Source organism: Nakamurella endophytica (assembly GCF_014646215.1).
In the GTDB taxonomy this organism is placed as follows: domain Bacteria; phylum Actinomycetota; class Actinomycetes; order Mycobacteriales; family Nakamurellaceae; genus Nakamurella; species Nakamurella endophytica.
Genome location: NZ_BMNA01000004.1, coordinates 508,769 through 525,160 on the forward strand (window position 1 = coordinate 508,769; position 16,392 = coordinate 525,160).

Genomic DNA, 16,392 nt, shown 5'->3' on the forward strand with positions numbered 1-16,392 from the left:
CGGCCTTGGCGTAAGCGTGGACGAGCTAGGTGTTGTTGTTGTCGATCTCAACTCGGACGATGTTGGTGATCTGACGGTCGCCGACGTAGTCCTTGCTGTCTCCGAGGTTGATCTGCGGCCGGGCGCAGTAGCCGCCGCCGCCGTTGCCTGCGACCTGCGGGGATAGACACGAGGTTGTTCACGGCCAGGCGGACGCCCAGCTCGTGGAAGACGCGGGATGGGCTGTGGATCTTGAGGGCGACGTCATCGGCCGACGATGGTGCCGGCGAGCCGGCGCGCCATGGCCTCGATCGAGCCCCCTTGGACCGCACTTGGCCAGGCGGCGGCGCTGTTGCCGGCGGCTAACATAGAGTTGGCGACTTGGGCGCCGAGGGCGGGGCGGTGCGGTTGGTCGTGTCGACTGTGCCGTTGATGGCTCTGGGGCGGCCGTGGCGGCATGTAGCGCTGCCGCCGTGGCCCCACAGCCGTCGACACCCGCGGAGGCGATCTGGTCGATCAGGGCCGCGCTGAGGCCCTTCGTCTGCAGTGCGCCGATCAGCTTGCAGAAGGGTCACCACCTGCGCGTTGTCGTACTGCAGACCCTTGCTAACGCATCCGGGTCTCCCGCAACGGAAGACAGCTCAGCGTCCGCCTGGTCTGCTTCGGCGGTCAGCGATCGAGCCCGACGCCGGGCCTGCGCTGACTTCAGAGAGAAGCGAGCGAAGTGCGCCTTGCCGCCGGTATTCCCCTCGACTACTGCTCGCGTCCGGTGCAAGTACGCCGTCGGGATCGACCTTGGCCTCGAATGAAGCCATCCGTGCCGCGCACGCTTTCGCGGTGCGCGCCGGTCGGTTGGTAGTACGTGCACAGGATTCAGGCGCCGGGATGGTCGCAGCCAGCCTCCGGTCAGTTACGGGCATGACCGTGAGTCACCTCTCGGGTCTCACCGGGTGCCCACTGCTGTGCGGTGACCTCAGAGTGACCGCCCGAGTTCGCCATCTCCATGGCGGGCGCTGTAAGTCCAGCCTAACGCACAGGGCTAGGTGGGCCGGTTAAAGGAGGATAGGTCTCTTAGGACGACCGTCCTCTGCCCGCTGGCCAGGTCCTCATCTATCCGGTGTAACTCGACCACGGTGGCTGAGACCCTGCGTAGCGACTGCGCTGCTCGTCTCGCTCGCGAACCGGAGGCCGAGGCTCCATACCGCTCCAACATCACGTCAGAGGTCCAACCGGCGAGTCGTTTGAGATCAGGTTCCTGACCGCCGGCCATCAGGAGGTCGTGCGCGAGGTGTGCCGGAACATGCGCGGGTGGAAGGCTTTGATCCCGGCCCGTTGGCCCGAGCAGCCGTACTCGCTCGCGGGCGCCATCAGGTAGTAGCGGTCCGCGCTGGGTGAGAAACAGGAAGTCAAACGACGACCAGCGATGTGCACCGCGGCGTCGCAGGTAATAGATCGCCGGCGGCGGCGGTGCGGTGCCCGAAGTAGACCGCCCGGACTTTGTTGCCCTTCCCGTTGACGAGCGCCATTTGATTGGCCGGGTTCACGTCGGCGACGCGCAGCCCGCAGAGTCCGAAGACGCGCAGCCCGCAGTCCAGCAGCATCCGGATCACGGCCTCGTCCCGACGTGCCGTGAAGTCAGCGCGCCCTTGCATGCTTTGAGCACCCGGCCGAGACCATCGTCGGACAGCACCGGTACCGGCGTCACCTTGGGCACCGGCTGCGCCATGCCCTTCATCGGGTGGTCGGTGAGCTCGCCCTTGCCCACCAGCCAGGCGCCGAAGCGGTACATGCCGCGGTGCCGCGTCTTGACGGTGGACGGCTCGAGCCGGTCGGCGTGGGTGGCCAGCCACTCGCGGATCGCTGCCCGGTCCAGCTCGTCGATGGTGGCGGACCTGCCCTGCACCTTGAGCCGGCCTGAGAAGAATCGCACGGCCCGCCGTAGATGACGGCGGTGCGGTCACTACGGCCCTCGGCGCGCAGATGGCGCGCGCAAGACCGGTGCAGGTCTTGCATACGGGACGCCACGCGTATGGGTGATCCGGTGAGTGAGCGTTGTGCCACTCGCAACTTTGCTAGGCACGAGGGATTCTGGCTGGTCGGGACGCATCCCGGCTCGGCTGCACCCGCTTGGGCTCGCCGGGCATCTTCGGGTACTCCGGCGGGTAGGGCGCGTCACCCAGGCCCAAGTCGCGCTCGTGCCGCTCGGCCAGCTCCAGCAAGCCGTCCAGCGCGAAGGCCTGGTCGGTGATGCCGGCGTGGCGGTCGCCGACCTCGGCGAACCGGGCCGGCATCGAGACCACGTCGAAGTCCTCCGGTGTCACGTCGGGCAGCTCGTCCCACAGCAGCGGCGCGGAGACGGTGGCGCGGGCGTTCGGCCGCACCGAGTAGGCGCTGGCCATGGTGCGGTCGCGCGCCATCTGGTTGAAGTCGACGAAGATGCGCTCGCCGCGCTCCTCCTTCCACCAGCTGGTCGTCACCCGGTCCGGCAGCCGCCGCTCCAGCTCCCGGCCGAAGGCCAGCACCGCTCGCCGCGCCTGGGTGAACGTCCAGCGCGGCTCGATCGGCACGTACAGGTGCACGCCGCGGCCACCGGACGTCTTGGGCCAGCCCTGCAGACCCAGCTCCTCCAGCAGCTCCCGCGCCTGCAACGCCACGAAGGCGGCGTCGGAGAAGTCGGTGCCGGGCTGCGGGTCCAGGTCGATGCGGAGCTGGTCGGGCTCGTCGACGAGCGGCCGGCGCACCGGCCACGGGTGGAACCGCAGCGTCCCCAGGTTCGCCGCCCAGACCACCACCGCCAGCTCCGACGGGCACACCTCCTCCGCGGTCCGGCCGGACGGGAAGGTGATCTCGACGGGTTCCACCCAGTCCGGGGCGCTCGTGGGCACGCGCTTGGAGTAGAAGGCGTCGCCGCGGTTGTCCTGCCGGGTGGACAGCGTCGCCCCTTCGAACCAGCCGCTCGGCCAGCGCTCCAGGGTCGTCGGCCGGTCGCGCAGCGCCGTCATGATCCCGTCGCCGACGGCCACGAAGTACTGCAGCACGTCGAGCTTCGTCAGCCCGCGCTCGGCGAAGTAGACCTTGTCGGGGCTGGTCACCCGGACCGGGCGGCCGGCGACGTCCAGCTCGATCGCGGGCGTGCGCGACGGGGACATGCGGGGAACCTACCGCCGGGTCAGCGCCGCGGCCGGTAGCCGGCGGGATTGCGGTTGTTTCCGAACGCCGGGTTCGACCCGAGCGGCGCCGGCACCCGCTCGGCGCCGGCGGGGGCCGGCCCGGGCTGGCACACCGGGCAGAAGAACGCCGTCCGCTCCTTCGGCGGCTGGCCGACCATCGCCACCCGCACCGTGGTGCCGCAGCGGTGGCACGGCTTGCCGGACCGGGCGTGCACCCACACCTCGCGGCCCTTGACCGTGCTGCCGGTGGTCGTCGGGATGGCGCTGCGGGCACCGTGCAGCAGCAGTGTCCTGGCCCGCTGCAGCACGGCCGGGACGTCGACCTCACGGACCGGCGTCCACGGCGAGATCCGTTCCAGGAACAGGGTCTCGGCCATGTACATGGTGCCGATGCCGGCGACGCCGGTCTGGTCCAGCAGCGCCGCGCCGATGGTCCGGTCCGGCCACTGGCGGACCCGCCGGACGCCCTCGGCGGCGCTCCCGGGCAAGGGGTCGCCGGGGTCGCCGGGATCGCCGCTCTGCCAGGCGTCGGCCATGATGTCCGGCCCGAGGTGGCCGATCAGCAGCGGCTCGTCGGCCGTCGGGACCAGGTCGAGCAATCCGAGCCAGTAGCCGACGGCCGTCCAGTCCGGCCCGGCGAGCACGGCGCGCACCCGGGCGCCGCCTCCGCGCGGCCAGAACCCGCGGTCGACGATCTGCCAGCGGCCGTCCATCCGCAGGTGCGAGCGCAGGGTGAGCGGACCGTCCGGCGCGGTCGGCACCCGGGCAGCACCGCGCGGCGCGGCTCCGAGCCGGGTCAGGATGTGCTTGCCGTAGGACACCGTCTCCAGCACCGGCCGGCCGGCGAGGTCGACGCCGCCCAGCGACGGCCAGCGCAGGTCGGTGCGCAGCAGCTCCCGGCCGGACAGCGCCTGGTCCATCCGGCGCGCGGTGCGCAGCACCGTGTCACCCTCGGGCACGGGCACCACCGGCGAGCGCCCAGCCGTCGGCCGGAGTCGTGGCCGCGGAGCGGTGCAGGTCAGCGAAGGCGGACGACGCCGCGGACCGCCGTCGCCCCCGCGGACGGCCGCTCACCGATGCGGTCCCGGCGACGCGCCCGGCCCGGACCGCAGCCGCAGGCCGCGCGGCGTCACCGACCACCCGGCCTCGAGCAGGGCGTCGACCACCGGACCGCCGGCGGCCAGCGCCTCGACACCGTCCACCCGCGCGACCGTCAGCCCGCGCAGCGCCGAGCGGGTGACCACGGCGGCCAGCGCGTCGGCGGCGGCCTTGAGGACCTGCCGGTCGGTGTCGAAGGACAGCAGGCTGCGGCCACCACGCTCGGTGTAGAGCACCGCCGCACCGTCCACCAGCGCCACCATGGCTCCGGCCCGGCGGGCCGGCCGGTGCCGCTCCCCCTCCGCGGTGACCGCCGGCCACGGCAGGGCGGCGCCGTACGGGTTCGCCGGGTCGGCGGCGGCAAGTACGACCGCGTCCAGCGTCCCGCCGCCGCGCGGCTCCTCGGACGGCTCCGGCGCGAAGGCCCGCAGCCGGTCGACCGCACCGGCGGTGGCGAACTGCGCCGCGCCCAGCCCTTCGATGAAGTAGCCGCGACGCACCCGCCCGGCCTCCTCGAACGCCGACAGCACCCGGTAGGCGGCGGCGAAGCCGCCCGGGGTGCCCTCGGCGACCACGGCGCCGCGGGTGACGACGCCGTGCCGGTCCAGCAGGACCTCGGCCGCCGCGTGCGCTCGGACCGTGGGGTCCGTCTCGACCTCCGGCAGCAGCGACCACCGCCCGGCCGCCGACGGCGGCCCGTTCCGCCGCACCGCGGGCCCGGTGCGCCCGCCGCGGCCGGTGCGCCCGGCGGACAGCAGCGCCAGGCCCGACATCCCCGGCCGGCGGGTCCGCGGCGAGCCGGCCGACTGCCGGTGCGTCGTCCGCCCGCCGGCCAGCCGCGCCCGCAGCGGCGCCAGGGTGTCGCCGGTGACCAGCCCGGCGAACACCAGGTCCCACAGCACCTCGACCAGCGCGGCGTCGGCCACGGGGCCGTCCCGGCCCACCTCCTCGGCCAGCGCGCCGTAGAAGAACGCCCCGCCGCGGGCCAGCACCGCCAGCAGCCGCCGGTGCAGCTCACCGGACACCGCCGGTGGGGCCGCGCCGGCGACCCCGTCGGGTTCCGCACTCGCCCCGGTACCGGGCGAGGTGGCCTCCGGGAGGTCGGGACGGTCGGCACCGGCCGGGTCGACCAGATCGGCGTCCGCCGAGGGCAACGGCAGGGTGAGCGCCGCGGAGTCCGCCAGGTGCAGCGACACCCAGCCGTCGTCGCCGGCGAGCGCGCCGTGCCCGGTCCACAGCACCTCGCCGGCCGCCATCAGTTCGTCCAGCATCGCCGGCTGGTACCCCGGCACCCGCGCCGACAGGATGAGCGGCTCCAGCGCGGACGCCGGGACCACCGCGCCGGCGAGTTGCTCGACCGCGCGCAGCACGGCGTCGGAGCCGCGGCCGCGCCGGTCGCTGCGGCCGGCGCCGATACCGTTCCAGGCGGGCAGGAAACGGGCCAGCGCCACCGGCGGCACCGGCTCGACCTCGGCCCGCAGCGCCGCCAGCGAGCGCCGGCGCAGCAGCCGCAGCACCTCGGCGTCGACGAACTCGCGGCCGGACGCCGACTCGCCCGCCGCGACCGGATCCCAGCTCGCGGCACTGCCCACCCGCGCGGCCCCCAGCGGGCGGAACTCGCCCTCGGCGACCCGCCCGGTCCCGGCCAGCCGGCGCAGCGCGTCGGTGACCACCGCGACACCCAGGCCGAACACCGCGGCCGGTTCCGCGGCGGTGAACGGGCCGTGACACCGGGCGTACCGGGCGAGCAGCCGGCCGAGCGGGTCGGGCGCCGGCTCGAGGAACGACTCCGCGATGCCCGGCGGCAGCGCCGTGCCGAGGGCGTCGCGCAGCAGGCCGGCGTCCACCGGATCGGCCCAGCGGGGCACGCCGCCGATGCGCACGCCGATCGCTCGGCGGGCCGCGACCAGCGACGCGACGGCCGCCGCTGGATCCTCCACGGAGGTGCGGGCCGCGATCTCGTCGTCGGTCAGCGGACCGAGGATCCGGAGCAGGTCGGCGATCTCGTCGACCGTGCGGGCCCGGCGCGGCTCGGACAACCGCTGCAGGTCGGCCTCGGTCGCGGTGACCGCGGCCGGGTCGAGCAGGTCGCGCAGGGACAGACCGTCGCCGCCGCCGAGCAGCTCGGCCAGCAGCGCCGGGTCCACGGTCAGCGCGGCGGCACGCCGCTCGGCCAGCGGGCTGTCGCCCTCGTAGAGGAACTGGGCGACGTAGCCGAACAGCAGCGACCGGGCGAACGGCGACGGCGCCTCCGTCGAGACCTCGACCAGCTGCACCGACCGTTGCGCCATCCGCCGCATCAGCTCGGCGAGGGCGCCGACGTCGAACACGTCCTGCAGGCACTCGCGGACCGCCTCGGCGACGATCGGGAACGTCGGGTACCCGGCCGCCACCTCGAGCAGCTGCGCCGCCCGCTGCCGCTGCTGCCACAGCGGCTGACGCTTGCCGATCTGCCGGCGCGGCAGCAGCAGCGCGCGCCCGGCGCACTCCCGGAAGCGGGAGGCGAACACGGCGGAGCCGCCGATCTCGCGCGTGACGTCCGCGGTGACGGTGTCCGGGTCCAGCGCGATGAGGTCCGCGAGCTGCGGCTCGTCGCCGCCCTCGTACTCCACGTCCGGCAACCGCAGCACGATGCCGTCGTCGGCGTGCATGGCCTGCACGTCCACCCCGTACCGCTCCCGCATGCGGGCCGCGATGATCAAGGCCCACGGCGCGTGCACCGCGGCGCCCCACGGCGAGTGGACGACCAGCCGCCAGTCGCCCAGCTCGTCGCGGAACCGCTCGACGACGATCGTCCGCTCGTCCGGCAGCACGCCGGTCGCCGCGGTCTGCTCGGCCAGGTAGGTCAAGAGGTTCTCCGAGGCCCAGGCGTCGAGCCCGGACGCCGCGAGCCGCTCGCGCGCGGCGGGCGGGGGCAGCGCGGTGAGTTCCCGGACGAACTCGCCGTGGGCGGCGCCCAGCTCCGCGGGCCGACCGAGCGCGTCGCCCTTCCAGAACGGCAGCCGGCCCGGCAGCCCGGGGGCGGGCACGACGAGCACCTGCTCGTGGGTGATCTCGACGATCCGCCACGAGCTCGAGCCCAGGGCGAACACGTCGCCGACGCGCGACTCGTAGACCATCTCCTCGTCGAGCTCGCCCACCCGCCGGCCGGGGCTGCCGGCCTCGGCGCCGGCCAGGAAGACGCCGAACAGGCCGCGGTCCGGGATGGTGCCGCCGGAGGTGACGGCCAGCCGCTGCGCCCCGGGCCGGGCGGTGAGCCGGCCGGTGACCCGATCCCAGGTGAGCCGCGGCCGCAGCTCGGCGAACTGCTCGCTGGGGTAGCGACCGGACAGCATGTCCAGCACCGACTCGAGCGCCCCGCGGCCCAGCGCCGCGTACGGGGCCGACCGGCGGACCAGCGCGTGCAACTCGTCGACGGTGATCTCGTCCATCGCGCAGATGGCGACGACCTGCTGGGCCAGCACGTCCAGCGGGTTGCCCGGCACCGCCAGCGACTCGATGCGGCCGTCCCGCATGCGGTCCGCGACGACGGCGGAGGACACCAGATCGCCGCGGTACTTCGGGAACATCACGCCGTGGCTGGGCGCACCGACCTGGTGGCCGGCCCGGCCGATGCGCTGCAGGCCGCTGGACACCGACGGCGGCGACTCCACCTGGATCACCAGGTCGACGGCGCCCATGTCGACGCCGAGTTCGAGCGACGAGGTGGCGACGACCGCGGGCAGCAGACCCGTCTTGAGCTGTTCCTCGATGAGCGACCGCTGCTCGCGGGACACCGAGCCGTGGTGGGCCCGGGCGAGCACCGGTGCCGCGCCGGAACTGGCTCCGGACTGCGCCATCAGCTGCGCCGGCGCCCCGGCCGGCCGGGACGCCGCGGTCCCCCCGCCGGCAGCGACAGCGGCCACAGCACCGCCCGCGCCACCGGCGGCACCGGTCGTGTCCTCGTCGGGGTCCCGGACGGCGAGCCGCTCGGCATGGATCTCGTTGAGGCGGGCGGTCAGCCGCTCGGCGAGCCGCCGGGAGTTGGCGAAGACGATGGTCGACCGGTGGCCCTCGATCAGGTCGACGACGCGCTCCTCGACGTGCGGCCAGATGCTGCTGCGGGCCACCTCCCCGGCGGCCGGGCCGGACAGGTCGTCGGTGGGCTGGCCGAGCTGCGACATGTCCTCGACCGGGACGACGACGTCGACGTCGATCTGCTTGGTCGACGGCGGCCGCACCACGGTGACCGGGCGGCCGCCGGTGAGGAACCGGCCGACCTCCTCGAGGGGGCGGACCGTCGCCGAGAGGCCGATCCGCTGCGCGGGCGACTCGAGCAGGGCGTCCAGCCGGTCCAGCGAGACGGCCAGGTGGGCGCCGCGCTTGGTGCCGGCGACGGCGTGCACCTCGTCGACGATCACCGTCGTGATCCCGGTCAGCATCTCCCGGGCCCGGCTGGTGAGCAGCAGGAACAGCGACTCCGGCGTGGTGATCAGGATGTCCGCGCCCTCGCGGCCGAAGGACCGCCGGTCGACCGCGGACGTGTCCCCGGAGCGGACCGCCACGCTGATCTCCGGCAGCGCGACGCCCGTGCGGGCGGCGAGTGCGCCGATCCCGATGAGCGGGGACCGCAGGTTGCGCTCGACGTCGACGGCCAGGGCCTTCAGCGGCGACAGGTACAGCACCGAGCAGCGACCGGCACCGGCGGGACGCCCGGTCGTCGACGCCAGACGGTCGATGGCGGACAGGAACGCGGCCAAGGTCTTGCCGGACCCGGTCGGCGCCACCACCAGGGTGTGCTCGCCGCGCCCGATGGCGTCCCAGGCGCCGGCCTGCGCGGCCGTGGGTGCCGCGAAGCTCGCGGTGAACCAGTCACGGACGACCGGCGAGAAGCGCAGCAGCGCTTCCGCCGGGTCGGCCGGAGCTGGCGGGGTGGTCACCCGGTCATTGTGCGGCGGACCACCGACAGTGGCTCGATCCCGCAGCGGGGAACCGCGAGGGTCACTGGCCCCGACCGGTCTCCTCCTGCAGCCGCTCGATCTGCTCGGAGGCCTGCGCCTTGGTCAGGTCCGCGGGCAGCTCCTCGCCGGCCTGGCGGGCCAGGGTGTCCAGGTAACTGCGCTGCGGGCCGGTCATCGGCTCGTCGCCGGTGACCCAGTCGGACGGGTCCTTGCTGGCGGTGTTGTCCGGGTCGGGCCGGGTGCCGCCGATGGTGTCGTCGGAGTCGCTCATGGCCACGACGATAGACACCACCCCCGACAGTCCCCTGCCGGCGGCCGGCGACGGGTGCCAGCCGCCGGCCGCCGGCCGCTCGGGCCGCCGGCCAGGGTCCGCACCGGGCGGGTGCCGGCGACCGTCCGCCGGTGACGGGTACGGACGCCGGACCTCCCCGCCCCGGCCCCGCCGTGCCCGGACCCAGGGCAGCTCATCGGCTGTCGGCGAAACCACTTGTGAGTGAGTACTCACTCAGTTAGTGTCCCTGCCATGCCCCCCACCGCCGACCCGGACGCCGGTCACGCCGCCGGTAGGTCCGGTGCGGGACGGGTCCGGGGCGGCGCCGCGCGCACCACCGGCGGCCGCGCCGCGCCGATGCCCCCCGAGGAGCGGCGCGCGGCGATCGTCGCGGCCGCCATCCCGCTCGTCGCCCAGCACGGCCCCGCCGTCACGACGCGGCAGATCGCCGACGCCGCGGGCGTTGCGGAGGGCACGATCTTCCGGGTCTTCACCGACAAGCAGGCAGTGCTCGACGAGGTCGTCCGGACCGTCACCGACCCCGCCCCGGACCTGGCGATGCTGGAGGCACTGGATCCCTCCCGACCGCTGCGGGAGCTGCTCACCGCCGCCGCCGACATCGCCACCGGCCGGCTGCGGCAGGTGTGGTCCGTGCTCGGTGCCCTGCGCACCTTCGAGAGCGGGCCGCCGCCCGGCGCCGGACGCCGGCCGCCGTCGTTGCCGCTCGAGGATCCGCTGCTGGTCCGGATGTGCCGGCTGCTGGAACCGCACGCCGACGAGCTGCGGCTGCCACCGACCGAGGTGGCGCGGCTGCTGCGCGCCCTGGTGGTGGCGGGCACGCACCCGCGCCTGGCCGGCGGCCACGCGATGGAGACCGGACAGATCGTGGCCGTGCTGCTCGACGGGGTCCGCCGGCACGGCCCCTGAGCCCGCGGCGGTGGACCCGCGCCGGACGCGTCGGCGGAGGCAGCGGCCCGGCGCCCGCGCACCGGACGTGCCCGCAGGGCCGTCCCCCAGCCTCGCGCACACCTGCGACCACAACGGTTCTCGCGCCACCCGAACGCGCCGGCCCCGTCGCGCCGCCGGCCGCACGCCGTTCCACCTCGCCCGTTCCCGCCCACGGAGGGTCCATGCTGCTCCGCCTGCTCCGCACACGGCTGCGCCCGTACACCGGGCCGCTGGCCGCCGTCCTGCTGTTCCAGCTCATCGGCACGATCGCCTCGCTGTACCTGCCGAGCCTGAACGCCGAACTGATCGACAACGGCGTCGCGCGCGGCGACACCGGCTACATCCTCGACCGCGGCGCCGTCATGCTCGGTGTCACCCTGATCCAGATCGCCTGCTCCGTCACCGCCGTGTACTTCGGGGCCAGGACGGCGATGTCCTTCGGCCGCGACGTGCGCGGCGCGCTGTTCCACCGGGTCGGCGAGTTCTCCGACCGCGAGGTGCAGCAGTTCGGCGCGCCGTCGCTGATCACCCGCACGACCAACGACGTGCAGCAGGTGCAGGTCCTGGTCCTGATGAGCTGCACACTGCTGGTGGCGGCGCCGATCTCGTGCATCGGCGGAGTGATCATGGCGCTGCGCCAGGACGCCCAGCTGTCCTGGTTGCTGCTGGTCTCGGTGCCCGTTCTGGTGGTGCTGATCTCGCTGATCGTCACGCGGATGGTGCCGCAGTTCCGGCTCATGCAGACCCGCATCGACAGCATCAACCGCATCCTGCGCGAGCAGATCACCGGCATCCGGGTGGTCCGGGCGTTCGTCCGGGAGCCGCAGGAGACACGCCGCTTCGGCGAGGCCAACGACGCGGTCACCGCGACCGCCCTGCGTGCAGGACGCCTGATGGCGCTGATGTTCCCGACGGTCATGCTGGTGCTCAACGTGTCGTCGGTGGCCGTGCTGTGGTTCGGCGGGCACCGGGTGGACGCCGGCCGGATGGAGGTCGGCTCGCTGATGGCGTTCCTGAGCTACCTGCTGCAGATCCTGATGTCGGTGATGATGGCGACCTTCATGGCGGTGATAATCCCGCGGGCGTCGGTGTCCGCGGACCGGATCATGGCCGTGCTGACCACCGAGAGCTCGGTGCGGCCGCCGGCGCAACCCGTCACCCCCGCGACCCGGGCCGGGCTGCTCGAGTTCGACGCGGTGCAGTACGGCTACCCGGGTGCGCCGGAACCGGTGCTGCGGGACGTCACCCTGCGCGCCGAGCCCGGGCGGACGACGGCCGTCATCGGCTCCACCGGCGCCGGCAAGACCACACTGCTGTCCCTGGTGCCGCGGCTGTTCGACGTCACCGCCGGCAGTGTCCGGGTGGACGGCGTGGACGTGCGCGACCACGACCCCCAGGATCTCTGGAGCCGCATCGGTCTCGTCCCGCAGCGGCCGTTCCTGTTCTCCGGCACGGTCGCCAGCAACCTGCGCTACGGCAACCCGGACGCCACCGACGACGAGTTGTGGCGGGCGCTGGAGATCGCCCAGGCCAGGGACTTCGTCGAGGCCATGCCCGGCGGGCTCGAGGCGCCGGTGTCCCAGGGCGGGACCAGCGTGTCCGGCGGCCAGCGGCAACGGCTGGCCATCGCCCGGGCGCTGGTGCGCCGACCGCAGATCTACCTGTTCGACGACTCGTTCTCGGCGCTCGACCTGGCCACCGACGCGCGGCTGCGCGCGGCGCTGCGCCCGGTGACCGCCGACGCCACGGTCGTCGTGGTGGCCCAGCGGGTGTCGACCGTGCTGGATGCGGACGAGATCCTGGTGCTGGAGGACGGCCGGGTGGTCGGCCGCGGCCGCCACGAGGAACTGCTCACCACCTGCGAGACCTACGCCGAGATCGTCCGCTCGCAGCAGATGTCGGAGGTGGCGGCATGACCGCGCCGCAGATCCGGACGCCGGGCGCCCACCGCCGCGGCGGCGGCCAGTCCGAGGAGGACCGGGCCACGATCCGTTCCGCCGGCGGGCAGCGCCGCGGCGGTGGCCCGTGGGGCGGCATGGGCATGCCGGCCGAGAAGTCGTTGGACTTCGGGCCTTCCGCCCGCCGCCTGCTCGGCCGGCTGGCCCCGGAGCGGGCGGTGGTCGCCGCCGTCGTCGCGCTGGGTGTGGTCAGCGTCGTGCTGTCCGTGCTGGGACCGAAGATCCTCGGTCACGCCACCGACCTGATCTTCGCCGGGGTGCTGGCCCGGCAGCTGCCACCCGGCATCACCCAGGCCGAGGCGGTCGCGCAGGCCCGCGCCCAGGGCCGGGACACGTTCGCGGACGTGCTGTCCGGCACGACCCTGGTGCCCGGCCAGGGTGTGGACTTCCCGGCGCTCGGCCGCGTCCTGCTGGTGGTGCTCGGGCTGTACGTCGCCTCGTCGGTGTTCGGCTGGCTGCAGGGCTACCTGCTCAACGGGGCCGTGCAGCGCACCGTCCGGGCGCTGCGCGGCGACGTCGAGGCCAAGCTGAACCGCCTGCCGCTGGCCTACTTCGACGGCCGGCAGCGCGGCGAGGTGCTCAGCCGGGTCACGAACGACATCGACAACGTCGCGCAGTCGCTGCAGCAGACCATGAGCCAGCTGCTCACCTCGGTGCTCACCGTCGTCGGCGTGCTGGTGATGATGATCGTCGTCTCGCCGCTGCTCGCCCTGATCGCCGTCGTCGCCGTGCCGCTGACCATGCTGGTCACCGCCACGATCGCCAAGCGCTCGCAGAAGCTGTTCGTCACCCAGTGGCGGACCACCGGCGTGCTCAACGGGCACATCGAGGAGACGTTCACCGGCCACAGCCTGGTCAAGGTGTTCGGGCGGCAGCCGGACGTCGAGCAGGTGTTCGCCGACCGCAACGACGAGCTGTTCCGGGCCTCGTTCGGCGCCCAGTTCATCAGCGGCATCATCATGCCGGCGACGATGTTCATCGGGAACCTGACGTACGTCCTGGTCGCCGTGGTCGGCGGGCTGCGGGTGGCCTCCGGTGCGCTGACCCTGGGCGACGTGCAGGCGTTCATCCAGTACTCCCGGCAGTTCACCCAGCCGCTCAGCCAGGTGGCGTCGATGGCCAACGTGCTGCAGTCCGGCGTCGCCTCCGCCGAGCGCGTCTTCGAGCTGCTGGACGAGGAGGAGCAGGTCCCGGACCCGGAGCCGGCGGTGTCCCCCCGGGGCACCAGCGGCCGCGTCGAGTTCGAGGACGTCTCGTTCCGGTACCGCCCGGAGCAGCCGCTCATCGAGGACCTGTCCCTGGTGGCCGCTCCGGGGCAGACCGTGGCGATCGTCGGCCCCACCGGCGCCGGCAAGACCACGCTGGTGAACCTCGTCCTGCGGTTCTACGAGATCGACGGTGGTCGCATCACTCTCGACGGCGTCGACATCCGTGACATGACGCGGGCGGATTTGCGCTCGCGCATCGGCATGGTGCTGCAGGACACCTGGCTGTTCGGCGGGACGATCGCGGACAACATCGGGTACGGGCGGCCGGGCGCCACCCGCGACGAGATCCGCGCCGCCGCCACCGCCACCTACGTCGACCGGTTCGTGCACAGCCTGCCGGACGGCTACGACACGGTGATCGACGAGGAGGGCAACAACGTCAGCGCGGGCGAGAAGCAGCTGATCACCATCGCCCGCGCGTTCCTCGCCGACCCGGCGCTGCTGATCCTGGACGAGGCCACCAGTTCCGTCGACACCCGCACGGAAGTGCTGGTGCAGCAGGCGATGGCCGCGCTGCGCAGCGACCGCACCAGCTTCGTCATCGCGCACCGGCTGTCCACGATCCGTGATGCCGACCTGATCCTGGTCATGGAGGACGGGCAGATCGTGGAGCAGGGCACCCACGAGGAGCTGCTGCAGCTCGGCGGCGCCTACGACCGGCTGTACCGGGCGCAGTTCGCCGGCGCGGAGGTCTGAGCCGCAGGCCGGCCGGCCTCGTGGGCCAGGGCGCGACGCTGGGAAGGGGTCACCGACCCGGGCTGGCAGGAGCGCACGGGCGGACCGGCCGGCATGGCGCACGCGACACCCCGCTGCGCACCGACAGGTCCGGGGCCCCGGTACCCTGGACCTGTCGGTGGCGGTCCGTCGGACCACCCCGAGGTCGTTGCTGAAGGTCGCGCACCGCATCGCTGCGGTGTCCCGCCGCACGTAGCCTGTGCCCCGTCGCAGGGTCGGCCAGCACCACGGCCACCCTCTCGACGTCGCGCCTGGCTCCGGCCTGCGCAGCAAGGATCTCTGTGACCTCCCCCAGCCATTCCGACCGTCCCACCCAGCAGCGCCGCGGTGCCGGCCGCGGCGGGCAGCGTTCCGGCCCGGCCGCCCGCACCGCGCCCGCCGCCGGCCGCGGCGCCGCCCCGCGGACCTCGTCCGCCTTCGGCGTGCGGTCGTTCGTCGACGGCGCCCCCACCGCCGCCGTGCACCAGCCCGCCGGGCGCGGGCAGCGGCCGGCGACCACCGGCCCCGTCACCGGCTCCGTCACCGGCTCTGCCGCGACCACCGACGGCCGCCCGGCCGGCGGCGAACGCCGCGGACCGCGCGACGCCGCCGCATCCCCGCAGGCCGCCGGCACCAGCCGACCGCGCCGCCGCCGGTCCGGCCGCGGACGCGGCGCCGCTGCGGCCACCGGCGCCGCGACCCCGCCGAGCACCACCCCCACCAGCACGACCCGCACCGCCGGGTCTTCCACCGCTGCGCCGGCCACCGCTGCGCCGGCCGGTCAGCCGGCAGCGGCCACCGCGCCGTTCAGCACGGCGGCGCGCAGCACCACCGCTGCCGGCGCCGCAGGAGCGGCGCTCGCCGACGTCCCGTCGTTCGCGGAGCTCGGCGTGCCGGCGACGCTGCTGGAGCCGCTGACCCGGCTCGGCGCCGTCAGCCCGTTCCCGATCCAGGCCGCCACCCTGCCCAGCACGCTGGCCGGCCGGGACGTCCTGGGTCGCGGCCGCACCGGCTCGGGCAAGACCATCGCGTTCGCCGTCCCGCTCGCCGCCCGGCTGGCCGGCCGCCGCAGCGCGCCGCGGCGCCCGCGTGGCCTGGTCCTGCTGCCCACCCGGGAACTGGCCCTGCAGGTGCACCGCACGCTGCAGCCGCTGGCCGCCGCCGTCGGCCTGCGCACCACCACCGTCTTCGGCGGCGTGGGCTTCGGTCCGCAGGTCTCGGCCTTGCAGGCCGGCGTGGACATCGTCGTGGCGTGCCCCGGGCGGCTGGAGGACCTGATCGCCCGCGGCGACTGCGATCTCGGCGCCGTGGAGATCACCGTGCTCGACGAGGCCGACCACATGGCCGATCTCGGGTTCCTGCCCGGCGTCCGCCGGCTGCTGCGGGCCACCCCGCGGAACGGCCAGCGGCTGCTGTTCTCCGCCACGCTGGACAACGGGATCTCCGTCCTGGTCGACGATTTCCTCACCGACGCGGTGACGCACGCGGTCGACGAGGACACCTCGCCGGTCGAGACCATGACCCACCACGTCTTCGCCATCGACAAGGACGACCGCACCCAGGTCATCCGCGAGCTGGCGGCCGGCGGCGGCCGGCGGATGCTGTTCACCCGCACCAAGTACGGCGCCAAGAAGTGGGCCGCGGCACTGAGCAAGTACGGCATCCCGGCCGTGGACCTGCACGGCAACCTCGCCCAGAACGCCCGCGAGCGCAACCTCGCCGCGTTCGCCTCGGGCGCCGCCAAGGTGCTGGTCGCCACCGACATCGCCGCCCGCGGCATCCACGTCGACGACGTGGAGCTGGTGGTCCACCTGGACCCGCCGGCCGAGCACAAGGCGTACCTGCACCGCTCGGGACGCACCGCGCGGGCCGGTGCCGGCGGCACGGTCGTCACCCTGATGCTGCCCGAGCAGGCCGACGACGTCCGGACGCTGATGAAGCGGGCCGGGATCACCGCGCGCCCGGTGCCCGTCCGCCCGGGCGACGCCGCACTGTCGCGACTGGCCGGCTGACCGGCCCCGACGCACCGCTGCCCGACGGCCCCGG

10 protein-coding genes are annotated in these 16,392 nt (G+C 74.2%); 4 read left to right on the top strand and 6 right to left on the bottom strand.

From position 1 onward, the window contains the following. Positions 1–1,385: 1,385 nt before the first annotated feature. The 6 genes from IEY37_RS12880 to IEY37_RS12905 form a co-directional block, all read right to left on the bottom strand. Positions 1,386–1,580, bottom strand: a complete 195-nt coding sequence (locus IEY37_RS12880) for a hypothetical protein (protein ID WP_229674420.1) — start codon at positions 1,578–1,580, stop codon at positions 1,386–1,388. Between the two features lie 5 nt (positions 1,581–1,585). Further along, positions 1,586–1,909, bottom strand: coding sequence for a site-specific integrase (locus IEY37_RS12885; protein ID WP_188942046.1), 324 nt, complete (start codon positions 1,907–1,909; stop codon positions 1,586–1,588). A 142-nt stretch (positions 1,910–2,051) separates the two neighbouring features. Further along, positions 2,052–3,128, bottom strand: a complete 1,077-nt coding sequence (locus tag IEY37_RS12890; protein WP_188942048.1) for a DNA polymerase domain-containing protein — start codon at positions 3,126–3,128, stop codon at positions 2,052–2,054. A gap of 20 nt (positions 3,129–3,148) precedes the next feature. Continuing rightward, the gene (locus IEY37_RS12895; protein ID WP_188942050.1) at positions 3,149–4,108 is read right to left on the bottom strand and encodes a DNA-formamidopyrimidine glycosylase family protein; all 960 of its coding nucleotides are present in this window, start codon (positions 4,106–4,108) and stop codon (positions 3,149–3,151) included. Between the two features lie 111 nt (positions 4,109–4,219). After that, a complete protein-coding gene (locus IEY37_RS12900) occupies positions 4,220–9,166 on the bottom strand; it encodes an Lhr family helicase (RefSeq protein ID WP_188942052.1) in 4,947 nt (1,648 codons plus the stop codon). Between the two features lie 61 nt (positions 9,167–9,227). Beyond that, on the bottom strand, positions 9,228–9,458 hold the full coding sequence (locus tag IEY37_RS12905; RefSeq protein WP_188942054.1) for a DUF3072 domain-containing protein: 231 nt from the start codon (positions 9,456–9,458) through the stop codon (positions 9,228–9,230). A 252-nt stretch (positions 9,459–9,710) separates the two neighbouring features. On the opposite strand from IEY37_RS12905, the gene IEY37_RS12910 reads away from it, so the two are divergent. The 4 genes from IEY37_RS12910 (at position 9,711) to IEY37_RS12925 (ending at position 16,358) form a co-directional block, all read left to right on the top strand. Further along, positions 9,711–10,385, top strand: a complete 675-nt coding sequence (locus tag IEY37_RS12910) for a TetR/AcrR family transcriptional regulator (RefSeq protein ID WP_188942056.1) — start codon at positions 9,711–9,713, stop codon at positions 10,383–10,385. Positions 10,386–10,588: 203 nt separating this feature from the next. Next, on the top strand, positions 10,589–12,322 hold the full coding sequence (locus tag IEY37_RS12915; RefSeq protein WP_188942057.1) for an ABC transporter ATP-binding protein: 1,734 nt from the start codon (positions 10,589–10,591) through the stop codon (positions 12,320–12,322). Further along, positions 12,319–14,328: an ABC transporter ATP-binding protein gene (locus tag IEY37_RS12920; protein ID WP_308426380.1), complete on the top strand. Its 2,010-nt coding sequence runs from the start codon at positions 12,319–12,321 to the stop codon at positions 14,326–14,328. The genes IEY37_RS12915 and IEY37_RS12920 overlap by 4 nt, the downstream gene beginning before the upstream one ends. A 320-nt stretch (positions 14,329–14,648) precedes the next feature. Beyond that, a complete protein-coding gene (locus tag IEY37_RS12925; RefSeq protein ID WP_229674370.1) occupies positions 14,649–16,358 on the top strand; it encodes a DEAD/DEAH box helicase in 1,710 nt (569 codons plus the stop codon). The last annotated feature ends 34 nt before the right edge of the window (positions 16,359–16,392 follow it).

Bases quoted from the DNA above. Each gene is read 5' to 3' on its own strand.
- IEY37_RS12880 (WP_229674420.1), bottom strand. From the start codon at position 1,580: ATGCTGCTGGACTGCGGGCTGCGCGTCTTCGGACTCTGCGGGCTGCGC.
- IEY37_RS12890 (WP_188942048.1), bottom strand. From the start codon at position 3,128: ATGTCCCCGTCGCGCACGCCCGCGATCGAGCTGGACGTCGCCGGCCGC.
- IEY37_RS12905 (WP_188942054.1), bottom strand. From the start codon at position 9,458: ATGAGCGACTCCGACGACACCATCGGCGGCACCCGGCCCGACCCGGAC.
- IEY37_RS12910 (WP_188942056.1), top strand. From the start codon at position 9,711: ATGCCCCCCACCGCCGACCCGGACGCCGGTCACGCCGCCGGTAGGTCC.
- IEY37_RS12915 (WP_188942057.1), top strand. From the start codon at position 10,589: ATGCTGCTCCGCCTGCTCCGCACACGGCTGCGCCCGTACACCGGGCCG.
- IEY37_RS12920 (WP_308426380.1), top strand. From the start codon at position 12,319: ATGACCGCGCCGCAGATCCGGACGCCGGGCGCCCACCGCCGCGGCGGC.